Below are 23,228 nucleotides of genomic sequence, written 5' to 3' on the forward strand. Positions count from 1 at the left end.
TTTTATCTTTAAATGGATTTTTTTACTCAAAGGATTAACCTGCAAGTTTTCCAATCTGAAGCTCATACATTTGATAATATTTGCCTTTTAATTCCATGAGTTCATCATGGTTTCCTCTCTCCATAATTTTTCCTTTATCGAGAACAAGGATTTGGTCAGCGCTTTTAATAGTAGAAAGACGGTGTGCAATAATAAAAGTGGTTCGACCTTTCTTTAGCACCTCCATTGCTTCCTGAATTAAGCTTTCTGTTTCTGTATCAATACTGGATGTTGCTTCATCAAGAATCAGGATGGCCGGATTAAAAGCCAAAGCACGGGCAAAGGATATTAATTGGCGCTGCCCTGATGAAAGAGTACTCCCTTTTTCAACTACCGGTTCATCAAACCCATGTTCAAGATGGGCCAATACGCGGTCAGCTCCCACATCACGTAACGCTTTTTCAGCTACTTCTCTCGAAATTTTTGGATCATCAAGTGTGATATTCGAAAGGATGGTTCCAGTAAACAAATATGGATCCTGTAAAACAATTCCCATATGCTCACGCAAGGTTTGATGTGGGATATCTTTCAATTCTATCCCATCAATGCGGATAGCCCCCTCCTGATAGTCATAAAATCTGAATAACAGATTCATAATGGAGCTTTTCCCAGAGCCTGTATGCCCCACTAGGGCTATTGTTTCGCCCTGACTAGCCTCAAACTGAATATCCCTTAATACTTTTTCTCCTTCTTTATAGCTAAAAGATACATGATCAAATTCAACATGCCCTTTAAAACGTGACTTACGTTGATCCTCAACATCAATACCTTCCTCATCCAGAAGTGCAAATACGCGTTCACCGGCTACCATCGCCTGTTCAAAATTTGCAAACTGATTGACAATTCCTGATATTGGGTGGAACAGACGATTTAAATAATTCACCATCGCGTATAAAACGCCAAGACTGACGACTGATTCCCCAGATGCTGCCATACCTCCGAAATACCAAATAAATAGTGTTAATGTAATAACACGCAAAGCACCTACAAGATTTCCATTTAACAAGGAATTTAATTTTTGCATTTTACTTTGGTATACATAATGCTCTGTGTTCAGTTTTTCAAATTCCTCTGTTGTTTCTTTCTCCCGCTTGAATGCCTGAATGATATTCATCCCATTTATGGATTCGTTAATCATGGCATTAATATCACTTATACGCGCCCGAATGACCCTATTATACTTTGTAGCAAATTTACGAAATAATAATGTCCATCCAACGAGCAGCGGCAGAATAATCAATGTCACCATTCCAAGCTTTACATTAAGTAAAAATAGAGCAATGATAATTCCGATAATATTAACCGTACTCGAGAAAAAATTAGCTAAAACCCTTACATAAAGCTCCCGAATTGCTTCGGTATCATTTGTAATCCGTGCTACGACCTTTCCTGCCGGTAAATTATCAAAGTAGCGAATCGGCAGTCTTTGAATTTGAGCAAAAACGTCCTTTCGCATTGTTTGAATAATTCGATTCGCTGCTTTTTGTAAATAATAGCTCTGCCCATATTGAAAGAAGAATGCCACAACCATAATTCCGAAATACAGAGCAAGCAATTGCATTATACGGCTGATCTCCGGCTGATAAAACGCCATGATTTGTGCTCCTGACAATTTCTGAGCCTCATAGGTTGCTCTTTTTTCTCCACTAGTAATCACTAGCTGCCCATCTTTATAGGATCTCTTCCCATCAAACTCTATCGGTTGGTTTAGGAATAAAAATGTCGTCCCAACCTGTTGGATGGCAACCTCACTTCCGGTCCATTCCCCATCCTCTACATAGGCCTCACGTTTATAAGTGCTCCCCTGATAGTGAACCGCATCCTTTGTATCCTTCGTTTCTACCCATGGAGATTCAATCCCCATAATATGGTTATCTATCATGTTTTTCCCGATATAGGGTCCGATTAAGTCGGCCCCTACCGAGATGGATAACATCATTAGTGCTAGGATAATGGTTCCTTTACACTTCACTGCATATTGATATAAACGTTTTCCAGTCTTCCAACCGGATTCCGTTTGTTCCAAATGTTCGTTCATTAGGCGCTCACCTCCTTGTTCGCTTCAATTTGCTGGCGATCAAATTGTTCTTTATACCAGCCCTTCTTATTGAGCAACATTTCATGTGTGCCTTCCTCAATCACCACTCCATCATCCAGTACAATAATCCAGTCTGCATGCTGTACTGCTGATAATCTGTGAGTAGTGATTATCGTCGTTTTGTCGCTTCGTTCATTCCGAATATTTTCGATAATCGTTGTTTCTGTCTTGGCGTCCACTGCAGAGAGGGAGTCATCGAGGATCAGAATCTCCGGATCTTTAATTAACGCCCTGGCTATTGAAATCCTTTGCTTTTGTCCGCCAGATAAAGCAATACCTTTTTCCCCAACCAGCGTCTCCAGTCTGTTCGGCAGTCTCTCTATATCTTTTTCAAAATCAGCGAGGCGAACTGCTTTCCAAAACTCTTCATCAGTTGCTTCCATTTTTCCAAATAAAATATTCTCCCGAACTGTTTTAGAAAATAAAACATGATCCTGCGGTACATATCCAATCCATTCCCGGACATCCTCAAGATTTTGTTTTTCAATCGGTACATCGGATAGGGAAAGAATTCCGTTCCCAGCAGGATATTCACGGAGCAATTGTTTCACAAATGTGGTTTTTCCGCTTCCTGTTTTTCCGACGATTCCGATGGTATCCCCGCTATCGATTTTGACATTGATATCGGCTAGATTATCCACCTTTGAAGAAGGATAACGGAATACTACTTGATCAAATATAACGTTCTCTAATTCCGGGACATCCACTGGATTCGGATCGTTTTTTACATCCTCCTGAGAAGATAATGTTTCGTTCATGCGATCGAGAGAGGCATTTCCTCTTTGCATGACATTAATTAATTCCCCAATGGCGATCATCGGCCAAATCAGCATCGATAGATATACGTTAAAGGTCACAAGCTGCCCAATTGAAATGGCTTGAGCGAATACTAGATTGGCTCCATATCCAAGACTGATTAAATAACTGATACCAATAACGAATGTGATAACCGGATCAAACATGGCATCTACTTTCGTTACTTTCATGTTTTTCTCATATACATCTTCTGTCATCTCTTCAAAGCGTTTTTCATCCGCTCGTTCCTGTACATAAGCACGAATGACACGGACACCCGCGACTGATTCAAGGACCTTGTCATTTAGTTCACCAAAAGCATCCTGTGCTACTGTGAAGTGCTCATGAATTCGCTCTCCGCCCTTTTTGACTGCCCATGCCATAATCGGCAAAGGTAAGATGGCGGCAAGCGTAAGTTCCCAACTAATTGTAATGGCCATTGTTGCTAAAATCGCAATCATATATAAGGTAGAATCCATTAACGTTAAAATACCGAATCCTGCTGTAACGGATATAGATTTAAGATCATTGGTTGCTCTTGCCATTAAATCGCCTGTACGATTCTTTTCATAGAAGGTTGGTGTCATTTTTAATAAATGACCTATAAATCCTGAGCGCAGCTTCCGCTCTAAAACATACGCTCCACTAAATAACTGGTAATTCCATATATAGGTTAGTATATAGAGGGTGACCATTAACCCGATCATCCACCAAACATAGGTCATGAGTGTCTCCTGATTCATTTCACCTATACTCATGTCATCTATGGCCATCCCAACAATCATCGGTGGCAAAACCTCCAGCACATTTACGATATTCAATAACGCGATTGCGACTGTATACCGAATCCAGTGCTCTTTAAAAAACCAACCTAATTTCTTTAAAACCGAAAACATTCCATCTCCTCCTTTGTCTTAACCGAAGAACATTTTAATTGCTACGTACTGTTTGCCTGTATGTCCCTTGAGATTTTTACATTGACCACATTTGATTCCATTTTTCTTCCTCCTTTTTTGAATACAACTTAAAATTACCAACAAAAAAAGACTGCAACGATTACGTGTTGATACTTCCTCCAATCAAAAGAAGATTCGAACGTAAAAACGTCCAATCTTTACATTTGAGTTAGACAAAAGTACTCACGGCAACGTGCAGTCTTTTCGTTTAAAACGAGTTAAATCATATTTAAACGGGAGGACTGCACAAATCTCATATCGACTCGATGATACGCTACAACAATCACTGATTTTTTCATCATACAGTCCTCCTTTCATTGATAAGTAAATTGGTAAGTCTTTACACAGATTACTACTATTTGAATTGTTAGTCAATTACAAATTCAAAATATTTTCCGAAATTTAATTGCATGTTCGCTCAGTGAATTATTTTTACAAAAACATCCATACTACCTTGCATTAAACAGTACCATGTGTAATACTATAGTTACTACTATACAATGTATAATAGCGAAGGAAAGGAGGCTTTACGATTGAATGTCCAATTCAAAAAGGGCGTTTTAGAGCTTTGCGTACTTGTTATGTTAAATAACAAGGATCGTTATGGATATGAGCTCGTTCAGGGGATTTCCGATAAATTTGAAATTTCCGAAGGAGCCGTCTATCCGCTTCTCAGACGACTTACCAAAGAAGAATATTTCACGACCTATTTACAGGAATCTACAGAGGGGCCCTCTCGTAAATACTATCATCTAACAGAAAAAGGCCGGGATTACCTGAAGCAGCTGGTAAGAGAATGGCAAGCATTTTCCACAGGTGTTAATCAAATTATTGAGGAAGGTGAAGTACAGTGAATCGGGAACAATTTTTGCAACAATTATCTAACCATCTTAGCGCCCTGCCTAAAGAGGAACGCAATGACATCTTAAATGATTATAATGAGTATTTTGAAAATGGTTTATTAGAGGGAAAGTCCGAGAGTGAAATATCAGATAATCTTGGTTCTCCTGAATTAATCGCAAAGGAATTAAATATATCGAATACATTTGCCGAGATAGACAGGAAGATGACCTTCTCAAACGTCTTTGGTGCGATTGGATTAACAATTGGACTGAGCTTTCTGAATCTAATTTTTGTCCTTGGTCCTGCCATAGCTCTTGGAGGTATATTGTTAGGCGGTTGGGGGGCAAGTATCGGTCTCATATTATCACCATTCCTCCACCTGATTGGTATTATATTGGGTTTCAATCAGGCCTATGCATTTGAAGTTTTTCTTTCAATCGGGTTCAGCGGTTTAGGAATTCTCCTCTTGTTTGGCATGTATTATGTAACCATCTTTAGTTCTAAAGTGTTTATTAAATATTGCAAATGGAATGTTTCAGTTGTAAAGGGAGGTATGAAGCATGTATAAAAAGTGGCTGATTGTAGCTGGAATACTCATCGTTATTGGCTTTTCAGGAGCATTGCTGACTGCAAAATCGTTTTTTTCACTTCAAAATGAGAATGACAAACAAACGAAGCAGTTTCAAAGTTCAGAGATACAATCGATTGATGTCAATAATACCGTAGGGACAATCAAGCTGGCAGAAACATCTGGAGATGAAATTATTATTGAGACAATTGGGTCTAAAATGTCCAATCCCATAAAAATAGAAGAGAACGGTGAAACCCTGTCCATTACAAACGAGGCGGATCATACTATTTCTCTAGGTGTTAATTTTAAAAAATCATCAGAGAATATTACAGTCTATTTGCCAAAAAAACAGTATGACAGAATCTCAGCATCAAATGAAGTCGGTGAAATTACAATCTCTCAGATTAATGCAGCCCACTTAAATGCAGAATCAGAAGTTGGAAGCATTCATATAAGCGATGTATCCTCCACTTCAATAATCGCTTCTTCAGAGCTAGGGAACATTAAGATACAAAAATACAGCGGCAAGCTCCAGGTCGATAATGAAGTTGGCTCGATTGATATTTCGACGGATGAAATCACTGAACCGCTTATCGCCAAAAATGAACTTGGAGAAATCGACTTAACAATTAATCAGGATCCAAATAACATCTTAATTACAGCAGACTCTGAGATAGGCAGTAAACGAATCTTTGGCAAAAAAACCGGAAGTTATATGAGTGGGGATGGAAGCATTACAGTTCAACTGAGCACGGAGACCGGCAGTATTCGTGTTACTGATTAATGAAAAACCCGATAAAACCTTCAAGGGCTTTATCGGGTTTATTTTCAATTCTATCAAACAGCTGTTTTAGCCTGATTTTGAGCAGCATCCACAAGGATGAATACCGCTGACAACAAGTGCATAATCATTCCAATACCAGGAATGAAGCCAACAACGGACGTTACAATTCCCAGTATATTTCCGTTAGCTTTTATTCCGGCTTTATACGAAAAGACTACAATGATGATATGGAAAGCAAGCATAATAAATAAGGGTACCCATGCCATGCTTAGGATAATTGTTCCTCCAAGAACAGGTATACCTAATAATGCTTCCATACCGCCTGATACCCATTTTAAAATATTAATCATTTGACGACTCATTACTAGCCACCCTCTCTCTTATATATTTTTTAAAATATTATTCTATAATAACTATATTTACTATATACCCATTAATCTAAATATTATTAACTCTATTTTTCAATAAATATGTATTATGTTTATATAATTTTGTCTTTCTTATCTTTATGTACATCCATTTTTCCAGTAACCATCTAACACGTTGCTGCTATTATAAACCTCCTCCTGCCCTACTTCATCAATAGAACTACTCCCCATCAATTAAAATTCCAAAAAAGATAACAGCACAAGCGGTATCGCCATACATAAAGAATACCTTTTAATCGTAGATTGCAAAGATATGAAAGTAATCAATCAAGATGTAGATAAGATTATTTATCAAAAGGAAGGATTAAGTAAATCCATAAATGCAAATGCTGACAGCCAATACATTCAATTTACCCCTTTCGATGCGAGTTTTTCTGCTCAGATTATTTTTGATCTATTTGACCGTATTTTGGAGCTGAATAGCTTGAGGATATCCGATATTGCTGCATTTTGTATTTCACAATTTGCATATGGAGATAAGTTAACCATTGAACAACACTAGGATATCCAAAGCCAAAAGGTCATTTATATTGGAGATCAATATGGCTATACAGGTTCGAGCAGTCCGTTCCTCGCTTTCCATGAAGGGATACAGGATGGGCGTATTAAGCGCGGAGATTATGTTATGTTTTGGACAGTTGGTGCAGGACATCAGTTCATCGCTATGTTATGGAAATACTAATCTCTTTATATAAAATGAAACGGATCTAGCATCAAGTCGTTGCAGGAACAAAAAATCCACCTTGTTTTTTAGGTGGATTTTCTCTTATCATTTTTTATTAAACTGACTTCGCCCGAGCGTTTCAACCGTCCTCGGAATTAAACTGTAAATCTTACTTCCCGCATTCATCCAGCCTGGTGCATTAATTTCCCGCTTATTTTTTAGCATGATATTCGTGATTTTTTCTGCCAGCTTGACCGGATCAATCATCAAGCGTTCAATGTTTTTGATATACGTACCTTCTTTATCTGCGATATTAAAGAAATTGGTTTTAATCGGTCCAGGATTGACGGATGTAACAAAAACATTCTCTGTATGCATTTCCATACGTAAGGCATTTGTAAATCCAAGTACCGCATGCTTCGTTGCTGAGTAAACACTTGATTTCGGCGTCGCCATTTTCCCAGCCTGGGATGCAATATTGATAATGTGGCCTGATTTCTTTTCTGCCATCGCAGGCAGTACCATTTTCGTACAGGCAATGAGTCCAACCACATTTGTATTGATCATGGATTCTGTATCATCTAAACTTGCGTCCAACACTTTCTCGAAAATTCCAAAGCCAGCATTGTTCACCAGAACATCGGTATCTCCCACTTCATTCTTGATGTGGGCAAATGTCTGTTCAACAGCATTCCGATCGGATACATCCAATGTATATACATAAACCTCGCAATTAAAATCAGTCATTAATTCTTTACGGATTTTTTCTAATTTGTCCAAACTCCGTGCGATTAAAACCAATTTTGCTCCACTTTTAGCAGCATGTCTGGCAATTTGTTCACCTAACCCGCCTGAGGCACCCGTAATCGTAACAATTTTCCCACGAATTCGTTCATTCATGTACTTCACTTCCTCATTAATGGTCCATTATTTATTATAATACCATACGACACCATCAACCATTTCACTTTCAATTTCATGAAGACTATCTAGATAATCGAGCTGGCCCAATGTCTCAAACAATGCCAGTGCTGGATCTCTCTTAACAGCCTTCGGAAATAATTGTATAGCTAATTCCAAGACGTTCCGACGGTCTTCCCCAATGAGGCTTTTAACATGAAATGCCCGCTCATGCTGATTTTTTAAACGTTTCTCTATTAGCTGGTATGGTTCAGTAATGTCCTTTCCATGCCCTGGATATACGATTGTCAGTCTTTCATTTTGCAATCGACGCAAGCTATCATTCAGTTGCAGTTGCGGCTTCAATCTCTCCTGCTCTGCCCTTTTCGGTACCTCCAGAATCGGGTTAGGTGAAATTTTACCCAATAATAAATCTCCGCCAATCAGTGTACCTGACTCTTCATGATAGAAGGATAAGTGACCCTGTGAATGGCCAAAGGTTTCCATTGCTCTCCAACCAGGATGGCCGGGAATCCAGTCTCCTTCTTTCAAAAAATGTGTGAGGGGTTTTGAACCCGAATACGTATATAGGGACTCTACATCATTGGCATATTTCATCAATTGCGGAGGTACGCCAAATTGCTTTGCCATACTTGTAAAATAATCTTTTTGTTCCTTCATAAATGCTGGATCCCTTTTAAGATACCGCTGGTTATCTTCATGTCCATACAATGGATCTTCTTGAAATACATCAATTAATCCACAGTGGTCAGAGTGGTGGTGGGTTAATATTACCTGTTCAATATCAGATAGCCTATATCCCAGTTCCTTTAACTGCCGTTCAAGTGCCTCTTTTGCTTCCTGTGTTTTAATTCCGGCATCTACCAGAGTTAAAGCATCTCCTTTTAGAAGATACGTATTTACATCTCCGACAGCAAACGGAGTCGGTATAATAATTTTTTCAGCTACCCTTGTAATCGAACTCATCTCATTACTCCCTGTTATGTATTTTAGTAATTATTTTTACATAATTTGTATGAAAATTCCATCATAAAGTTTGAATATTCTTGACACATGAGCTATTTTTTTGCATAATTTCTATTAATATCAAATAAATATACTTATACAAGCGTTCGAGAAAGAATAGTAAATCATGTATGGCGTAAGAGAGTGAAACCCGTTGGCTGTAAGGTTTCGCCGCCCACTGATGATTGAACCTGCCTTTCGAGCTGTCAGGAAAACCTGGCCGTCAGACCGGGCGTTATCCGGTATAAAGATGCAAGCATTCTAGAGCCGAATGCTCGTAAATTAAGGTGGTACCACGGAAGAATAGCCTTTCGTCCTTTACAGGATGAAGGGCTTTTTTTATTTTTACAAAGGAGGCAGGAGCATGAATAAAAAAATTGCTTTTCTTGGAGCCGGTTCTATGGCTGAAGCATTGATTGCAGGCATTGTAAAAAAAGGGGCAACTTCACCCGGAGATCTTTGGGTCTGTAATCGGAACAATGATCCTCAACTAGAACGCTTGAAAAAAAACTATGGCGTTATTCCATGCCGCAACATGTCCTCCCTTCTATCTGACGCAGATATCATCCTGATAGCCGTTAAGCCGAAGGATGTTTATACAGTCTTACAACAAGCCAAACCTTATCTAACCAGTAAGATGGTACTTATATCTGTTGCCGCAGGAATTTCTACTCAAAGCATTGAAGCCATTTTAGAGAATACTATGCCGATTATTCGGGCTATGCCAAATACATCTGCGGCAGTTGGAAAATCCGCCACTGCTATTTCAGGGAACATCTATATGAAACCAGAGCATCTTACACTGGCTAAAGACATTTTCAATACGGTAGGAATGGTCGTTTTTACAGAAGAAGAGAAAATGGATGCCGTCACAGGCCTCTCTGGAAGCGGACCAGCATATATTTATTACTTAATTGAAGCCATGCATCAATCAGCCCAACAAATTGGTCTTAATCATCAAGAAGCTCAAACTCTGATTATCCAAACGTTAATGGGAGCTGCCGAAATGGTCCACTCCTCCGATAAATCTCCTCAAATGCTGCGTTACGAGGTAACAAGTCCAGGAGGAACTACTGAAGCAGGTATCCAAATCCTTGAACAACATGGCGTTAAGGAAGCCTTTATTAAATGCATTCAAGAGGCTACCCTCCAATCAGAGCGTATGGGTAAGGAATTAGGAAGTAAAATCAAAGAAAAAATTCTATATGAATAAAATAAATAGTTATATGATGCGCGTATCAATTACAGCACTTCTCTAAGCGCATTCAGAAAAATGGTCAATCATTAATCATCTAACGGGAGGATTATACTATCCTCTCTTTTTTTACTATCCCACTCCAGTAGGCTTTCAACATTCAGCCCAGCAAATGTTAGAATCCCGCTCTCCCCTCATACATGATGAAATAATGATTGAACTTTTAAGGCCACCTCCATTGGTCTTACGTCAATAGATGTTAACTTTTCAAGACCCACCCATATTGGCAGGTACGTTCCTCTTCCCCTTGTTTTGTTTGTATATTCATCACCTTGCCCGGTGCCTATAGTTCCAGATAAAATTTCTGCCTTGTAGAAGTATTGGTTATTTCCGTTATATTTTACTTTTGAAATACATTCATTAACATTTACACCTACCCCCAATTCCTCGATGGCTTCCCTTTTAGCTGCAGCTTCAGGTGTTTCACCATTCTCTATGCCTCCTCCAGGAAAAACATAATAAACAGAAGCATTCAAACTTCTTTTAATGAGTACTATCTGATTGTTTTCTATAATTACCACGGAGCTCCGATCTCTCATAGCCATTCTCCTCCCTGTTTACGAGTATTGTTCTTGATATTTTTTATATAAAACCATGACTTATAGCAAAATAGCTGACCTTTTAACATTCGTAACATATTAATAAGGTAAAGAGGAATTTTCATAAGCTAATTTTAAATCCATTAATTCTCGAGAGTAATGATTGCTGCAGAAATTTAGGCTGTCCCAACTTTAAATATTGTCCAATCCATCTATCACTTTAAACCATATGATGGCTATGTAATGGGAATTCGCTCCCATTATTGCAGCAATGAACAGGAGGTGTCTGTATTGAGTGATTCTTATGGTGGTAAAGGTGTAGGAAGCTTTGCTTTCGTTGTTGTTCTTTTCATCTTGTTAATTATTGTCGGTGCTTCTTATGTTGGAGGCGGCTACGGCGGTTACTAAGTAAGATAGGGGGCATGTACTCGGGGATTCCCGGGCCACATGCTCTCTTCCTTTTATTTGAAGCATTTGATTAGTCACCCCTTAATCCCAACTGTTATACTTGGTTACTGAAAGGAGTTGTCATCAATGACTAAATCATTATTATTTGAACCATATACAATTAAAAATATAACTCTTAAAAATCGGATTGTCATGTCACCGATGTGCATGTACTCCAGCTACGAACGTGATGGAAAAATACAGAACTGGCATATGACTCACTATACAAGCCGGGCTGTCGGCCAGGTTGGTTTAATCATCGTGGAAGCAACCGCAGTTACTCCGCAAGGTAGAATTTCTGATCAAGATTTAGGCATTTGGAGTGACGATCACATTGAAGGTTTACATACGCTAACTGCTATGATGAAGGAATATGGCACAGTTCCCGGGATTCAGCTCGCTCATGCAGGGCGAAAAGCTGAGCTTGAAGGTGAAATTATCGCACCTGTTTCTGTGCCTTTTAATGAAAAAATGAAAACTCCTAGAGAAATGACCAAAAAGGATATTGCCGATACAGTTGAAGCCTTCAAACAAGCCGCTATTCGTGCCAAAAAGGCAGGATTTGAGGTTATGGAGATTCATGGCGCACACGGATACTTAATCAATGAATTCCTAACTCCTGCCGTTAATACTCGTACCGATGAATATGGCGGATCGCCGGAAAATCGTTATCGATTCCTAAAAGAAATCATTACTGCTATTAAATCTGTTTTTGACGGCCCATTATTCGTCCGAATCTCCGCTAAAGATTATCACGAAGACGGATATGAACCGGAAGATTATATTCAATATGCCCGTTGGATGAAAGAAGACGGAATCGATCTTATTGATGTAAGCTCCGGTGGTGTAATGTCAGTACCGGTACCAAGCTTCCCAGGCTATCAGGTCCCAATGAGTGAGACAATCAAGCATGAAGCCAACATTGCAACTGGTGCCGTCGGATTAATCACATCTGGCGTACAAGCGGAGGAAATCTTACAAAACAACCGTGCTGACCTAATTTTTATCGGTAGAGAATTATTACGTGATCCATATTGGCCTAAAAATGCTGCCAAGGAACTGCGTGCTTCTGTTGAAGCTCCTGTGCAATACGGTCGCGGTTGGTAATTTCCTTCGATTAAATCATTGTTTTGATTTAATAAAGTACAGGAAACAAATTAAGAAAAAAGTATCGTTTCTATAGAAACGGTGCTTTTTCTTTTTTTGAACCTTAAAATTCGACAGGAGAATACAAAATAATAATGACGAGATCTTAAACTAAAATTAAATAATTACATATTGGAACAATTCGATGTAGCTGTAGATTAGTATTTTTCCTTCACATCCGTACCAAAGGGACAAACATTTCTTCAGTTTCTCTTATCAGAATTTATTTTTCACAACAATTACATTATTTTCATGTTAAGACAAAAAAATGAATGCCGATAGTTAATTGAAGACCATTGTGACTTTCCTAATTGATAGGAGGAAAAATATATTGAAAAAGAAAAAAGCTCGTTCAATCAAGATTAAATTATTGATGTTAACTTTAATAACGTTAATCATTCCTGTAATCGTTATCGGTATCAGCGTATTTTTTATCTCAAAAGATCAATTGATTGAAACAGAGAAAGAAAATCTCCAAACAAACACTGATATGACAATTGGAATGATCGGACTCTTACACCAACAAGTGAGTGCTGGTTATATTTCCTTAGAGGATGCACAGCAACAATTAAATGAAGAGATTCTGGGAGAAGAAGAGCAAGTTTATCAAGGTTATGATTTTGGAGAAGATGGAGAACTATCTGCAATCGACAAAGATGGCACTCTTACCTTACATACTAAAAACGCAGATACAAATTATAAAGACCTTAAAACAAACGGAGACAAAACAGTGGATCAGCTGATTCTTGAGAAAGGTGAGAACGGGGCTTTCATATCGTATTCTTCCAAAAAAGGTGATGTTGAAAAAATAGCTTATGTTAAAAGGGAACCTTATTGGGAATGGACGATTATATCCAGCAAACCCGTCGCAAAAATTACATCTAAATCATCTGAGCTTGCCTGGTTAGTAGCTGTAATATCAATTGGCTCTGTCATCATTGCCAGTTGTACTGCTTACTTCTTTTCTGCAAAAATAGCCAAACCGATTTCACAGGTTAGTAAAGGCCTAAATCGGATTGCGACCGGTGACTTTTCAATCTCTCCATTAAAGAATAAAAGCAAGGATGAATTAGGACAGTTGGCAAGTGATTTTAATACAATGGTGGACAATACGAAGATACTGATCACCCAGGTTAACCATTCAACTGAACAAGTTGCAAGAGCATCCGAAGAATTGACTGCAAGCTCGGAGGAAACAACTCACAGCACAGAAGAAGTATCCAATTCCATTAACCATGTTGCCGATGTGTCTGATTCCGCTAATACTCGACTTCAGGAAAGTGTACACGCTCTTGAGGAAGTGACAACCTCTATCCAGCGTCTGGCAGGTGTATCAAACGAAATCTCCGAAACAGGCAGCAAGGTCGTATCAAAAGCAAATCATGGGAATGAATTATTATCCAGGACCATTCAGCAAATAGAGTTTATTTACAAGAAAGCCACTGAAAGCGAAGAAATCCTGAAAATGCTGGATACCAGTTCCAGTGAAATCAGCAAGATTTCAGGAACTATTTCAGCCATTGCCGATCAAACAAACCTTTTAGCATTAAATGCAGCTATTGAAGCAGCCAGAGCTGGAGAACATGGAAGAGGCTTTGCTGTTGTCGCAGATGAGGTACGAAAGCTTGCTGAGCAATCTCAATCCTCGTCCAGCCAAATCGTCAACCTTATTAAAGAAATCCAGTCAAATATGGAAGGATCGATTTCATCCATGTATGAGGTAAAGGTCGAGGTTGAGGAAGGGATGTCTGTTATCAATAATACGGAAGAGGCTTTCAAGGAAATTGTGGCTTACATGGTTCAAATGGAACAAGAAGTGAATAGCATGGCCGCTTCAGTCCAACAGATTTCGGCCAGCTCCAACCTTGTATCGGATTCCATTAATCAAGTAGCAGAGGATATATCAAGTGTGTCAGTGCATACAACTAATATAGCTGCCTCTACTGAAGAACAGCTTGCAGCCACCGAAGAAATCAGCCTGTCCTCAAGCTCTCTATCCAAGCTCTCATCAGAGTTACAGGAGCAAATGGCGAAATTTAAGCTATAAAAATCTCTTATTACAATTGAAAACTTGGAGAAAATCCAATTTAAGGAAAGACCTTCAGAGAATTTGGCGTGCTGGCAACATTCTTTATGGAAGGTCTTTCTTTTTGCTATTTTATAAGGTTTGTTTCTGAGCATTAAAGATAGCTTTTTTGCTGTCTCCGTTATTCAACTAAATCCCCTTTTTTAAGTACATTTATTCACATATAAATTCTATATATTTTTTCTATGTTAAACTTTAATATTGTTTTTCCCACTTTAAATTGTTTTTTTATTGAAGCATCCCTCACCAATAAAACAACTTTAATTTCATTATTTCTTTATTGCAGATTAAGCATTTAGGTTTTTACGGAATACTTTTTCGGCTCTTGATAAATGATCCAGACGAGTCTTTCTAATCAACACTTCCCCGTCTGCCGTCTGTCGGTTTCTCCAAGCCAAATAGCAAGTGGTTGAGGTCTCAGTGTTATTATTGGTTTTCCTCTAATAAAATCGTTTCACTATTTTCAACAGCTGCTAACATTTGAGCTGTATCGATACCGCAATCTAATAATTTTCACTTTCATGGACATAGTAAAATTATTATTTTAAGGAAGTGATATGATTGGACCAAAAACAAGCGATTAAGACGCTTAACACATTCTTAAGAGGTTCATATATGGCCATTAACGCCTATGAACACTTTATAAAAAAGCTACAACATTCCTCATTAAAAGACTCGTTTATTTCGATCCAGAAAGACCTAAAAAATCACGCAATCCTTATTTCAGAGAGAATTCAAAATCTAGGTGGTACACCTATAACGAGTGAAGGAATATTTGGAAGGATTGAAGCGAAAGTTGTAAATTTGATTGAAAACTACAATTCAGAGGAAGAGATTATAAAACATGCTATTAAGGGGGAAAATATATATGGGATAAAAATGAGTGAGGACCTAGTAAGGGGGAAGTTAGATGAAGAAAGTCTTAGTCTAGTCCATAAAATCCTGGATAAAGACCGGGAACATGTGGATTATCTAAAATCTCTTCTACATTCTTAAAAGTGAATTTCTCATTCAAATTAATTTTAGTACATTTCATTTCTTCCAAGCCTAACATATATATTTAATAAAAAAATCACCTCAAATCAAGAGGTGTTTTTTTTATCAATTAAAATTTTTGCTTTCATATTCATTAATATCATTTTTCCTAATATGATTAAATAAGTTGGTTTGATATCATTGATTCCTTATTCACTTCTCTTCCAAAATCTCTATCCATTCATCATCGCTATAAATCCAAGTATCTTCTGTTAGAATTCTAATTTCTCTTTCATACTTTTCTGCACGTTGATAATCTTTTTCCTGTGGGTTAGGAATTCTGGATAAGTCTCTGTTTTCTTTTAAGTCCGCTATTTTAACTGTTCGACCAAGCTCATTTAATTTGGCGCGATATATAAATGCTCCCCTCTCTTCTCCTTCCCTTCTAGTCACAGAATCAATTCCAGCTATAATTTTTTCTGAAAAGCCATATTCTCGTAAATCATCAAAGGTAAGCTCTGTATCCTCGATGATATCATGCAACACTCCGACAATTTTCTCTTCTGCCGTGTCTAACCTATTCATTACAGCTAATGGATGATTAATGTAAGGGTTACCGCCCTTATCAAATTGATCCTTATGATACTTTTTAGCTAATTCAATAGCTAAGTCTAATAACTCCTCAGACATACTAATCCGTCCCCCATTCTTTTTTAAATATTATATTAATATTATAACTTCATTTGGAATGAAATAAGAAATGGGTCGCTTTCATTTAATCGCAGATAAAAAAACATCTCAAACAACAGAGAGTTTTTAATAACAGGTAGAAAATCTTCTCTCTCAAACGGAAGTCAATAGCACTCTTATGCATTAATACCTTTCCTAAAGAATCACCTCAAACGGCTGTTTAGCCCTTCCATCCAGCAATATTTGAGAAAGTTTCATAGCTGCAGCCGGATGTATACTCAAAATCCTTTTTCATTCTTGTTGCATAAGCATAGGAGGCTATTGATAATAAAGGTTCAAATGTTCGATTTTTATTCATCATCTCGGGATTTTTTAATGTACGCTCAAAATTTTGCTGCCCCTCTGCAACCACTGCACAACGGATATACAAAAATAAATCAACAGAAAAATTGATTGGATTATCTTCTGTATATGAATATTCTCCGATGTTTTTGGCATGCTCTCTAGTGTCTAATAGGTAGAGTTTGTAAGATAATGCTTCCTCAAATTCTTTTATATCTTTTACACTCATTTTTGATAAAGCAATAACGGCCGGTTCTAGTATATCTTCTCTCCCATTACCATTTGAATTCAGCAAGGAAATAATAGACCAAAATTCTTCATCATGCATCATCTTTTTAGGTACTTGAGCTATATTTCGATTTTCTTCCTCTTCATTTTTTTGTTCCTCTTGAACTTCTTTAATAAAATTCTCCTGATCATTCTCCCATCTCCATTCATGATAAACCTCTATTCCAATACGATCCCATTGTTCACAGAATGAATTGCATATTATAGCTTTTTCCTTTTCCGCCAAAGGAAGATTTCCTATATATATTAAATCCCGAGGAGGCTCTCCATCAACCCATACAAGGGCTCGATTATTCTTATAAAAAAAACGATTTTGACGAAGGATATAAGTTAAACAATTATTCTCAATAACAGGCAGTTCCTCACCTATATATGGAGTTGTGATAACCAGGTATGAGCCTAATTCTTGATGGTGCTTAGCAATTCTTATCGCACCAAACCGTCCATCAGGCAGTTTTACAGCAAACACATCTCCAATTAATACTTCAAACTTTTGTTTATCCAAATCGTATTCCCCCTATATATGTATACATCAATTGTATTACATTTTCTTACAAAAGGGTTTTTAATTAAAACTAGTAAAACTATGCTTATCCCAGAAATAAAAAAAGATAGCAGGACATACGCTTCCTGCTATCTCTACTATTAGTTTATCGATTTATTTTTAAAGCTTAAAAACCGAAAAATCTCTCGCTAATTCAGTATTTGCAAAAACAGCTTTGGCCTCATTAACAAGCTCTATTTCATCATCCATAGTAAATCTGGAACTGATGTGAGTGAGGATTAAACGCTTGGCACCCGCTTTTACAGCGCATTCGGCTGCCTGAATGGTAGTCGAATGAAAATAGTCAGCGGCCATCTCTTCCTGTCCCTTTTGGAAAGTAGCTTCATGAACGATGCATTCAGCGTGCAATGCCAGATTGACAGTATTTTCACACGGGCGGGTATCACCCAATATAGCAATCACTCTCCCCGGCTTAGGTGTTCCGATATAATCTCTGCCATTTATTATGCGGCCATCCTCCAATTGGACCATTTCACCTTTTTTCAGCTTGCTGTATAACGGACCGGGCGGAATTCCAGCTTCTTTTAATAAATCAGCCCGTAGTTCTCCGGGTTTATCTTTTTCGACGATTCGATACCCATAGCTTAAAATAGCATGATCTAAAGGCAATACCTCCACTCTGAATGTCTCATCCTCGAATAGCAGACCATCTTCTACTATCTCCACGAATGACAGATCATATTTTAAATGAGTTTGGCTCAAACGCAAGGACGTTTCCACATACTCTTTGATTCCTACCGGTCCGTAAATGGTCAGCGGTTCTGTCCCCCCCTGAAATGAACGGCTGCCAAGTAAGCCAGGTAGCCCATATATATGATCACCATGCAGATGCGTGATGAATATTTTCTCTATTTTTCTCGTTTTTACAGGCGTGCGTAATATTTGATGCTGAGTCGCTTCTCCACAATCAAACATCCAGCTTGCCCCTCTCTCTTCATTCATCTGCAGGATAAGCGAAGATACGTTTCGCTGCTTAGCCGGTATGCCGGCTCCTGTTCCTAAAAATACAAATTCCAATCTAATTCCTCCAGCCTATTTGAATACATCTATTTTACAGCACTCTTCCTTTTTTTTCAGCATTTGAGAAAATCCGAATACTTCCACATTTTTAATATAGCGATAAAATATTTTATTTTCTCCCTCTTTATCTGTAAACTAAGTATAGATGGAAAAAATTCAATCCATTGATAAAGAGTTGAATAAGAGATAAAATAAACTATCGTAATTACCATATAAGGAGAGGTTCTGAATGCCCACTATTGACAAACAATCAGGATTAATATTGATATTTGGGGCTACTGGAGATTTAGCGCAACGGAAACTTTTCCCTTCATTATTCCGTCTATACACGAAAGGCAGATTATCTTCAAACTTCGCCTGTATAGGAATTGGCAGACGCGAATGGACAACAGATCGTCTTAAACAACATATTCAGGAAGCGGTTGCCGATGAACATGGCACTGATTCAGAAAAGCTTGAATTTGCCGGTCATTTCTACTATCAATCACTGGATGTCAGCCAAGCGAGTGTATCATATGAAGAACTGCGTCTCTTGGCAGACCAATTGGATGAAAAATATGAGTTAAATGGAAATCGACTATTTTATCTTGCGATGGCACCGGAGTATTTTGGACCGATTGCCACAAGATTAAAAGAAGATGGATTGACCAATACAGCCGGTTATAAACGCTTAGTTATCGAAAAGCCATTCGGCCATGATTTTAAATCAGCTGAAGAGCTCAATAATCAGCTTCGTCAATCATTCTCCGAAAATGAAATTTATCGAATCGATCATTATTTAGGGAAAGAAATGGTTCAAAATATTGAAGTGATTCGCTTTGCAAATGCTTTTTTTGAACCGCTTTGGAATAATCACTACATAGCCAATGTTCAGATTACCTCTACAGAAACTCTCGGAGTTGAAGATAGAGGCAGATATTATGAGAACAGCGGTGCCTTGCGTGATATGGTTCAAAACCATATTATGCAAATTGTTTCACTGCTTGCGATGGAGGCTCCGATTAAATTAACGACTGACGAGATCCGCAGTGAAAAAGTTAAAGTACTTCGCTCCCTTCGCCCTATAAAGGAAGATGAAGTAGATCAATACTTTGTGCGCGGTCAATATGGTGAAGGTCAAGTCGGTGACAAACTTTTACCAGCATACCGTTCTGAAAATATGGTTGACCCAGAGTCCAATACAGAAACTTATGTAGCCGGAAAATTGTTATTTGAAAATTTCAGATGGGCCGGTGTACCGTTCTATATCCGTACCGGCAAGCGGCTTGCGGCGAAGTCTACTCAGATTGTCGTACAATTTAAGGACGTGCCGATGAATCTGTTTTATAGAACTGAAGAGCAGCTAAACCCTAATTTACTAGTTATTAATATCCAGCCTAAAGAAGGAATCACGCTTCACCTCAATGCTAAAAAAGGCGGAAAAACACCAGTTAAATTAAGCTTTAGGACTTCCAAATACGACCGATTCAATACCCCTGAAGCCTATGAACGCCTGCTTTTCGATGCGATGCGCGGAGATGCAACAAACTTTTCCCATTGGGATGAAGTAGCCTTGTCCTGGAAGTTCACAGATGTAATTTCTCGTGCATGGGAAAGCCAACCTGCTGGATGTTTCCCTAATTATTCATCCGGTTCAATGGGGCCAGAGAGCGCAGATGAACTGCTCTCAAAAGATGGCTTCCATTGGTGGGCAATTGAAGAAGAAGACGAGTAAATTAAAATAAAGTTGTGGAGGAGAAACCAATATGAAAATTTATGATGTTTCTATGCCAATTTACACTGGAATGCCCGTTTATAAAAATATTGAGGACAAACAGCCAGTTTTCAACACTGTAACAAATGGACATGTTACCGAATCCCGTATTACTCTTGATGCTCATGTCGGAACTCATACAGATGCCCCGCTTCATATGATGAATGACGGTGCTACTATTGAAACAATTGGACTTGAACGTCTCGTTGGTAAGTGTAAAGTATTTGATTTAACTCATGTAACAGGGTTAGTTGAAAAAGAAGATCTTGAGTCTTTGCCTATTGAAAAAGGTGACTTTATTCTTTTAAAAACAAAAAACTCTTTCGATGAAGAATTTAACTTTGAATTTATCGCGCTAGGTGAGTCTGGTGCGAAGCATGTGTCTGAGATTGGCATTAATGGAGTGGGAATCGATGGGCTTGGTGTTGAACGTGCCCAACCTGGACATCCTACTCACCGTACCCTTTTTGCAAACGATGTAATTGTTATTGAAGGCTTGCGCTTGAAAGATGTCCCTGCCGGTGAATACTTTATGGTCGCAGCACCGCTTAAATTGGTAGGCATTGATGCTGCTCCGTCTCGTGTATTATTGCTGGATGGTATGCTTTAATAAATGATTAAATCCACTTTCGCGTGCGAAAGTGGATTTTTTTTGATGTTGAACATATCATAAAAACCTTTTTCGAATTTCCGGTGAAAGCAGTATACACTGATCTTTCTTACCGAACCATTTAATTCTGTTCCTCGCAATTAAATCATACACTCTATCTCTAATAGTTCTTGGAACCAGCTTAAAGACATACAACATACTCCATAAACCCGATAAATGTTTACATATCCTTAAGGCAGCCGAAGACTTCATATAGTATTTGTGATTATCTGGTTCAAGTAAAATTAAGCTGTCTATTCCTTCAGGAACATGGTATTCCTTTAATAACTGCTGGCCTGCTTCACTCTGCAGGGAGGCAAAAACAAAAATTCCTTTCGGGTCTCTTTTAATGATAAATTGAACACTCTTATCGCAAAAATTGCATTCCCCATCAAATAATACAATCATCTTCTACTAACCCCCTTCTCAAGTTGCCCCTTCGGTTTCTATTGATAAAGTTACCCTCTTTATTGTGATATAGACAATTTTGTTACCCCAAAATATAAATTCTTCTATTTGATTATACTAAACCCATCTTATTAAATATTGGATTTTATCTAAAAACCATCTCAGGTGCTATAAAGAATTAACCCTATGATAGTTTTTAAAAACTTCATGAATCTTTTTGATTGATTTTGAATGAATTTGATTGATTTTTATTTATAAACAAATTATATTTAAACGGTAGGGAGGTGACTGGATTGCTGACTTCAGAAAGACAGCAATATATCATCGAAAAAATCAACCAAAATGGCTTCATCAAAATACAGGAGCTAGTAAAAGAATTACATACATCAGAATCCACAATTCGCAGAGACTTAAGCCAATTGGAAGACATGTCTATTTTAAAGAGAGTACATGGCGGAGCTGAACTTGTGAAAAAACGCAGCATTGAACCAACGATTCTGGAGAAATCCACTTCCAGAACAAGCGAAAAAGAAGCAATCGCCAAAGAAGCGGCGAGTATTATTGATGATGGTGATTGTATTTATCTTGATGCCGGTACTACAACCCTTGCTATGATTCCATTCATTCAAAATAAGCCCATTACCGTTGTCACAAATGGGATTATGCAGGCAGCTGCACTTCAGGAAAGCAATATTATTACGTATTTAATTGGTGGCCGCATTAAGAAATCTACAAATGCAATAATTGGCAGTCAGGCTATCAATAATATTAACAACTACCGGTTTGATAAAGTTTTTCTAGGAATAAACGGCATTCATCCAGATTGGGGCTTCAGTACACCTGACCCAGAGGAAGCTATATTAAAAAGATCAGCCATCGATTTATCGAAAGAAGCTTTTATATTAGCCGATTTCAGTAAATTTGATGAAACATCGTTTGCCAGAGTGGCTGAATTGAATCAAGCAACCATAATTACCAGCGGGATGGATTCAGCCAAATTGGCTAAGTATAAGATGAATACAAAAATAAAGGTAGTGAAATCATGATCTATACCGTAACACTAAATCCATCGGTGGATTTCATCGTAGAGGTTGATCATTTTCAACTTGGTGGCTTAAATCGAATGAGTAAAGAAGCTAAATATCCAGGAGGAAAAGGAATAAATGTTTCACGTATCCTCTCCCGAATCGGTTCAAAAACAACTGCACTTGGTTTCAGCGGTGGATTTCCGGGTAGATTCATTCTCGATGCTTTAAGAAAAGAGAGCGTACCTGAAGATTTTATCGATGTTGATGAAGATTCCCGAATCAATATAAAGCTAAAAACTGGGCAAGAAACTGAAATCAATGGATTAGGGCCATACATAAGCGCCGAAAAAATGGATGAACTCCGTCAAAAGCTTTCAAACATGACCAAAGAGGATATTCTTGTTTTGTCAGGCAGCATCCCTCCTTCCATTTCACCAGATTTGTATCAGCAGTTAACAAGGGAATATGCAGCACAAGGCATACAGGTAGTAGTAGATGCAAGCGGAAAAACCTTACTCGATGTTGTAAAAGAACATCCTTTTCTTGTGAAACCAAATCATCATGAACTTGGAGAACTATTCGATACGAAAATAGAAACAACCAAGGAGGCCATTCAGTACGGTAGCATTCTTGTTGAGCAAGGTGCTAAAAACGTGATTGTTTCTATGGCAGGCGATGGAGCTTTACTTATTAATCGTGATGGAGTTTATACAGCTACGATTCCAAAAGGTGATGTAAAAAACTCTACTGGCGCAGGCGATTCTTTAGTAGCTGGATTTATCGGGAAGTGGGACCAAACGAAGGATATACAAAAAGCATTTCAATATGGAGTTGCCTCTGGAAGTGCAACAGCATTCAACTACGACCTTGCCGAAAAAGAACATATCGAAGCTCTTCTCCCGCAAGTTGAAATTCAAAAACTATAAGGAAGTG

General features: G+C 38.1%; 24 protein-coding genes. 14 read left to right on the top strand and 10 right to left on the bottom strand.

Going from position 1 to position 23,228, the window contains the following annotated elements; genetic code table 11:
• Positions 1–34: 34 nt before the first annotated feature.
• Both AC4G3N_RS03880 and AC4G3N_RS03885 read right to left on the bottom strand, forming a co-directional pair.
• Entirely contained in the window at positions 35–2,077 is a 2,043-nt protein-coding gene (locus tag AC4G3N_RS03880) for an ABC transporter ATP-binding protein (protein ID WP_491089784.1), read from the bottom strand.
• Positions 2,077–3,828 carry an ABC transporter ATP-binding protein gene (locus AC4G3N_RS03885; RefSeq protein ID WP_066104653.1) on the bottom strand — a complete coding sequence of 584 codons (1,752 nt, stop codon included), beginning with the start codon at positions 3,826–3,828 and terminating at the stop codon, positions 2,077–2,079. Before AC4G3N_RS03885 ends, AC4G3N_RS03880 begins: the two co-directional genes overlap by 1 nt.
• A gap of 593 nt (positions 3,829–4,421) precedes the next feature.
• Here AC4G3N_RS03885 and AC4G3N_RS03890 point away from each other — a divergent pair.
• From AC4G3N_RS03890 to AC4G3N_RS03900, 3 genes are read left to right on the top strand one after another with little or no spacing between them, the layout of a single operon-like run.
• Positions 4,422–4,742: a PadR family transcriptional regulator gene (locus AC4G3N_RS03890; RefSeq protein WP_066104658.1), complete on the top strand. Its 321-nt coding sequence runs from the start codon at positions 4,422–4,424 to the stop codon at positions 4,740–4,742.
• Positions 4,739–5,299: an HAAS signaling domain-containing protein gene (locus AC4G3N_RS03895; protein WP_066104661.1), complete on the top strand. Its 561-nt coding sequence runs from the start codon at positions 4,739–4,741 to the stop codon at positions 5,297–5,299. The genes AC4G3N_RS03890 and AC4G3N_RS03895 overlap by 4 nt, the downstream gene beginning before the upstream one ends.
• Positions 5,292–6,086 (top strand): DUF4097 family beta strand repeat-containing protein, encoded by a 795-nt coding sequence (locus AC4G3N_RS03900; protein WP_066104664.1) that lies wholly within the window; start codon positions 5,292–5,294, stop codon positions 6,084–6,086. The genes AC4G3N_RS03895 and AC4G3N_RS03900 overlap by 8 nt, the downstream gene beginning before the upstream one ends.
• A 53-nt stretch (positions 6,087–6,139) precedes the next feature.
• Here AC4G3N_RS03900 and AC4G3N_RS03905 read toward each other — a convergent pair whose 3' ends face one another.
• Positions 6,140–6,448: a hypothetical protein gene (locus AC4G3N_RS03905; RefSeq protein WP_225983600.1), complete on the bottom strand. Its 309-nt coding sequence runs from the start codon at positions 6,446–6,448 to the stop codon at positions 6,140–6,142.
• Positions 6,449–6,767: 319 nt separating this feature from the next.
• On the opposite strand from AC4G3N_RS03905, the gene AC4G3N_RS03910 reads away from it, so the two are divergent.
• Both AC4G3N_RS03910 and AC4G3N_RS03915 read left to right on the top strand, forming a co-directional pair.
• Positions 6,768–7,016: a hypothetical protein gene (locus tag AC4G3N_RS03910; RefSeq protein ID WP_491089785.1), complete on the top strand. Its 249-nt coding sequence runs from the start codon at positions 6,768–6,770 to the stop codon at positions 7,014–7,016.
• A 3-nt stretch (positions 7,017–7,019) separates the two neighbouring features.
• Positions 7,020–7,196, top strand: a complete 177-nt coding sequence (locus AC4G3N_RS03915; RefSeq protein WP_077248084.1) for a 3-oxoacyl-[acyl-carrier-protein] synthase III C-terminal domain-containing protein — start codon at positions 7,020–7,022, stop codon at positions 7,194–7,196.
• 87 nt (positions 7,197–7,283) lie between these two features.
• Here the strand turns inward: AC4G3N_RS03915 and AC4G3N_RS03920 are convergent, their stop codons facing one another.
• Both AC4G3N_RS03920 and AC4G3N_RS03925 read right to left on the bottom strand, forming a co-directional pair.
• Positions 7,284–8,078 carry an SDR family NAD(P)-dependent oxidoreductase gene (locus AC4G3N_RS03920; protein WP_066104670.1) on the bottom strand — a complete coding sequence of 265 codons (795 nt, stop codon included), beginning with the start codon at positions 8,076–8,078 and terminating at the stop codon, positions 7,284–7,286.
• A gap of 27 nt (positions 8,079–8,105) precedes the next feature.
• The gene (locus AC4G3N_RS03925) at positions 8,106–9,065 is read right to left on the bottom strand and encodes an MBL fold metallo-hydrolase (protein WP_066104672.1); all 960 of its coding nucleotides are present in this window, start codon (positions 9,063–9,065) and stop codon (positions 8,106–8,108) included.
• Between the two features lie 403 nt (positions 9,066–9,468).
• Between AC4G3N_RS03925 and proC the strand changes: the two genes are divergently transcribed.
• Entirely contained in the window at positions 9,469–10,317 is an 849-nt protein-coding gene (gene proC / locus AC4G3N_RS03930) for a pyrroline-5-carboxylate reductase (protein WP_066104675.1), read from the top strand.
• A 176-nt stretch (positions 10,318–10,493) separates the two neighbouring features.
• On the opposite strand, the gene AC4G3N_RS03935 is transcribed toward proC, so the two are convergent.
• Positions 10,494–10,898, bottom strand: a complete 405-nt coding sequence (locus AC4G3N_RS03935; protein ID WP_066104677.1) for an NUDIX hydrolase — start codon at positions 10,896–10,898, stop codon at positions 10,494–10,496.
• 291 nt (positions 10,899–11,189) lie between these two features.
• Here AC4G3N_RS03935 and AC4G3N_RS03940 point away from each other — a divergent pair, with 291 nt between their 5' ends.
• The 4 genes from AC4G3N_RS03940 to AC4G3N_RS03955 all read left to right on the top strand — a co-directional run bounded on the left by AC4G3N_RS03940 (position 11,190) and on the right by AC4G3N_RS03955 (position 15,573).
• Positions 11,190–11,306: a YjcZ family sporulation protein gene (locus AC4G3N_RS03940; RefSeq protein ID WP_077248053.1), complete on the top strand. Its 117-nt coding sequence runs from the start codon at positions 11,190–11,192 to the stop codon at positions 11,304–11,306.
• Between the two features lie 126 nt (positions 11,307–11,432).
• Positions 11,433–12,452, top strand: coding sequence for an NADPH dehydrogenase NamA (gene namA / locus AC4G3N_RS03945; protein ID WP_066104680.1), 1,020 nt, complete (start codon positions 11,433–11,435; stop codon positions 12,450–12,452).
• A 412-nt stretch (positions 12,453–12,864) separates the two neighbouring features.
• A complete protein-coding gene (locus AC4G3N_RS03950; RefSeq protein WP_395940466.1) occupies positions 12,865–14,538 on the top strand; it encodes a methyl-accepting chemotaxis protein in 1,674 nt (557 codons plus the stop codon).
• 600 nt (positions 14,539–15,138) lie between these two features.
• Positions 15,139–15,573: a ferritin-like domain-containing protein gene (locus AC4G3N_RS03955; RefSeq protein ID WP_077248054.1), complete on the top strand. Its 435-nt coding sequence runs from the start codon at positions 15,139–15,141 to the stop codon at positions 15,571–15,573.
• A gap of 192 nt (positions 15,574–15,765) precedes the next feature.
• On the opposite strand, the gene AC4G3N_RS03960 is transcribed toward AC4G3N_RS03955, so the two are convergent.
• The 3 genes from AC4G3N_RS03960 to rnz form a co-directional block, all read right to left on the bottom strand.
• Positions 15,766–16,242 carry a bifunctional (p)ppGpp synthetase/guanosine-3',5'-bis(diphosphate) 3'-pyrophosphohydrolase gene (locus tag AC4G3N_RS03960; protein ID WP_066104686.1) on the bottom strand — a complete coding sequence of 159 codons (477 nt, stop codon included), beginning with the start codon at positions 16,240–16,242 and terminating at the stop codon, positions 15,766–15,768.
• Positions 16,243–16,462: 220 nt separating this feature from the next.
• Positions 16,463–17,377 carry a DUF4240 domain-containing protein gene (locus tag AC4G3N_RS03965; RefSeq protein WP_077248055.1) on the bottom strand — a complete coding sequence of 305 codons (915 nt, stop codon included), beginning with the start codon at positions 17,375–17,377 and terminating at the stop codon, positions 16,463–16,465.
• A gap of 159 nt (positions 17,378–17,536) precedes the next feature.
• Positions 17,537–18,454, bottom strand: a complete 918-nt coding sequence (gene rnz, locus AC4G3N_RS03970) for a ribonuclease Z (protein WP_066104689.1) — start codon at positions 18,452–18,454, stop codon at positions 17,537–17,539.
• A 232-nt stretch (positions 18,455–18,686) separates the two neighbouring features.
• Here rnz and zwf point away from each other — a divergent pair, with 232 nt between their 5' ends.
• A complete protein-coding gene (gene zwf, locus AC4G3N_RS03975) occupies positions 18,687–20,171 on the top strand; it encodes a glucose-6-phosphate dehydrogenase (protein WP_066104691.1) in 1,485 nt (494 codons plus the stop codon).
• 31 nt (positions 20,172–20,202) lie between these two features.
• Positions 20,203–20,820, top strand: a complete 618-nt coding sequence (locus AC4G3N_RS03980; protein WP_066104694.1) for a cyclase family protein — start codon at positions 20,203–20,205, stop codon at positions 20,818–20,820.
• A gap of 57 nt (positions 20,821–20,877) precedes the next feature.
• Here the strand turns inward: AC4G3N_RS03980 and AC4G3N_RS03985 are convergent, their stop codons facing one another.
• On the bottom strand, positions 20,878–21,267 hold the full coding sequence (locus tag AC4G3N_RS03985; RefSeq protein ID WP_140462060.1) for a thiol-disulfide oxidoreductase DCC family protein: 390 nt from the start codon (positions 21,265–21,267) through the stop codon (positions 20,878–20,880).
• 293 nt (positions 21,268–21,560) lie between these two features.
• Here AC4G3N_RS03985 and AC4G3N_RS03990 point away from each other — a divergent pair, with 293 nt between their 5' ends.
• On the top strand, positions 21,561–22,313 hold the full coding sequence (locus AC4G3N_RS03990; protein WP_066104698.1) for a DeoR/GlpR family DNA-binding transcription regulator: 753 nt from the start codon (positions 21,561–21,563) through the stop codon (positions 22,311–22,313).
• The gene (gene pfkB, locus AC4G3N_RS03995; protein ID WP_066104700.1) at positions 22,310–23,221 is read left to right on the top strand and encodes a 1-phosphofructokinase; all 912 of its coding nucleotides are present in this window, start codon (positions 22,310–22,312) and stop codon (positions 23,219–23,221) included. The genes AC4G3N_RS03990 and pfkB overlap by 4 nt, the downstream gene beginning before the upstream one ends.
• Positions 23,222–23,228: the final 7 nt, after the last annotated feature.

This window comes from Bacillus sp. z50 (assembly GCF_058313585.1).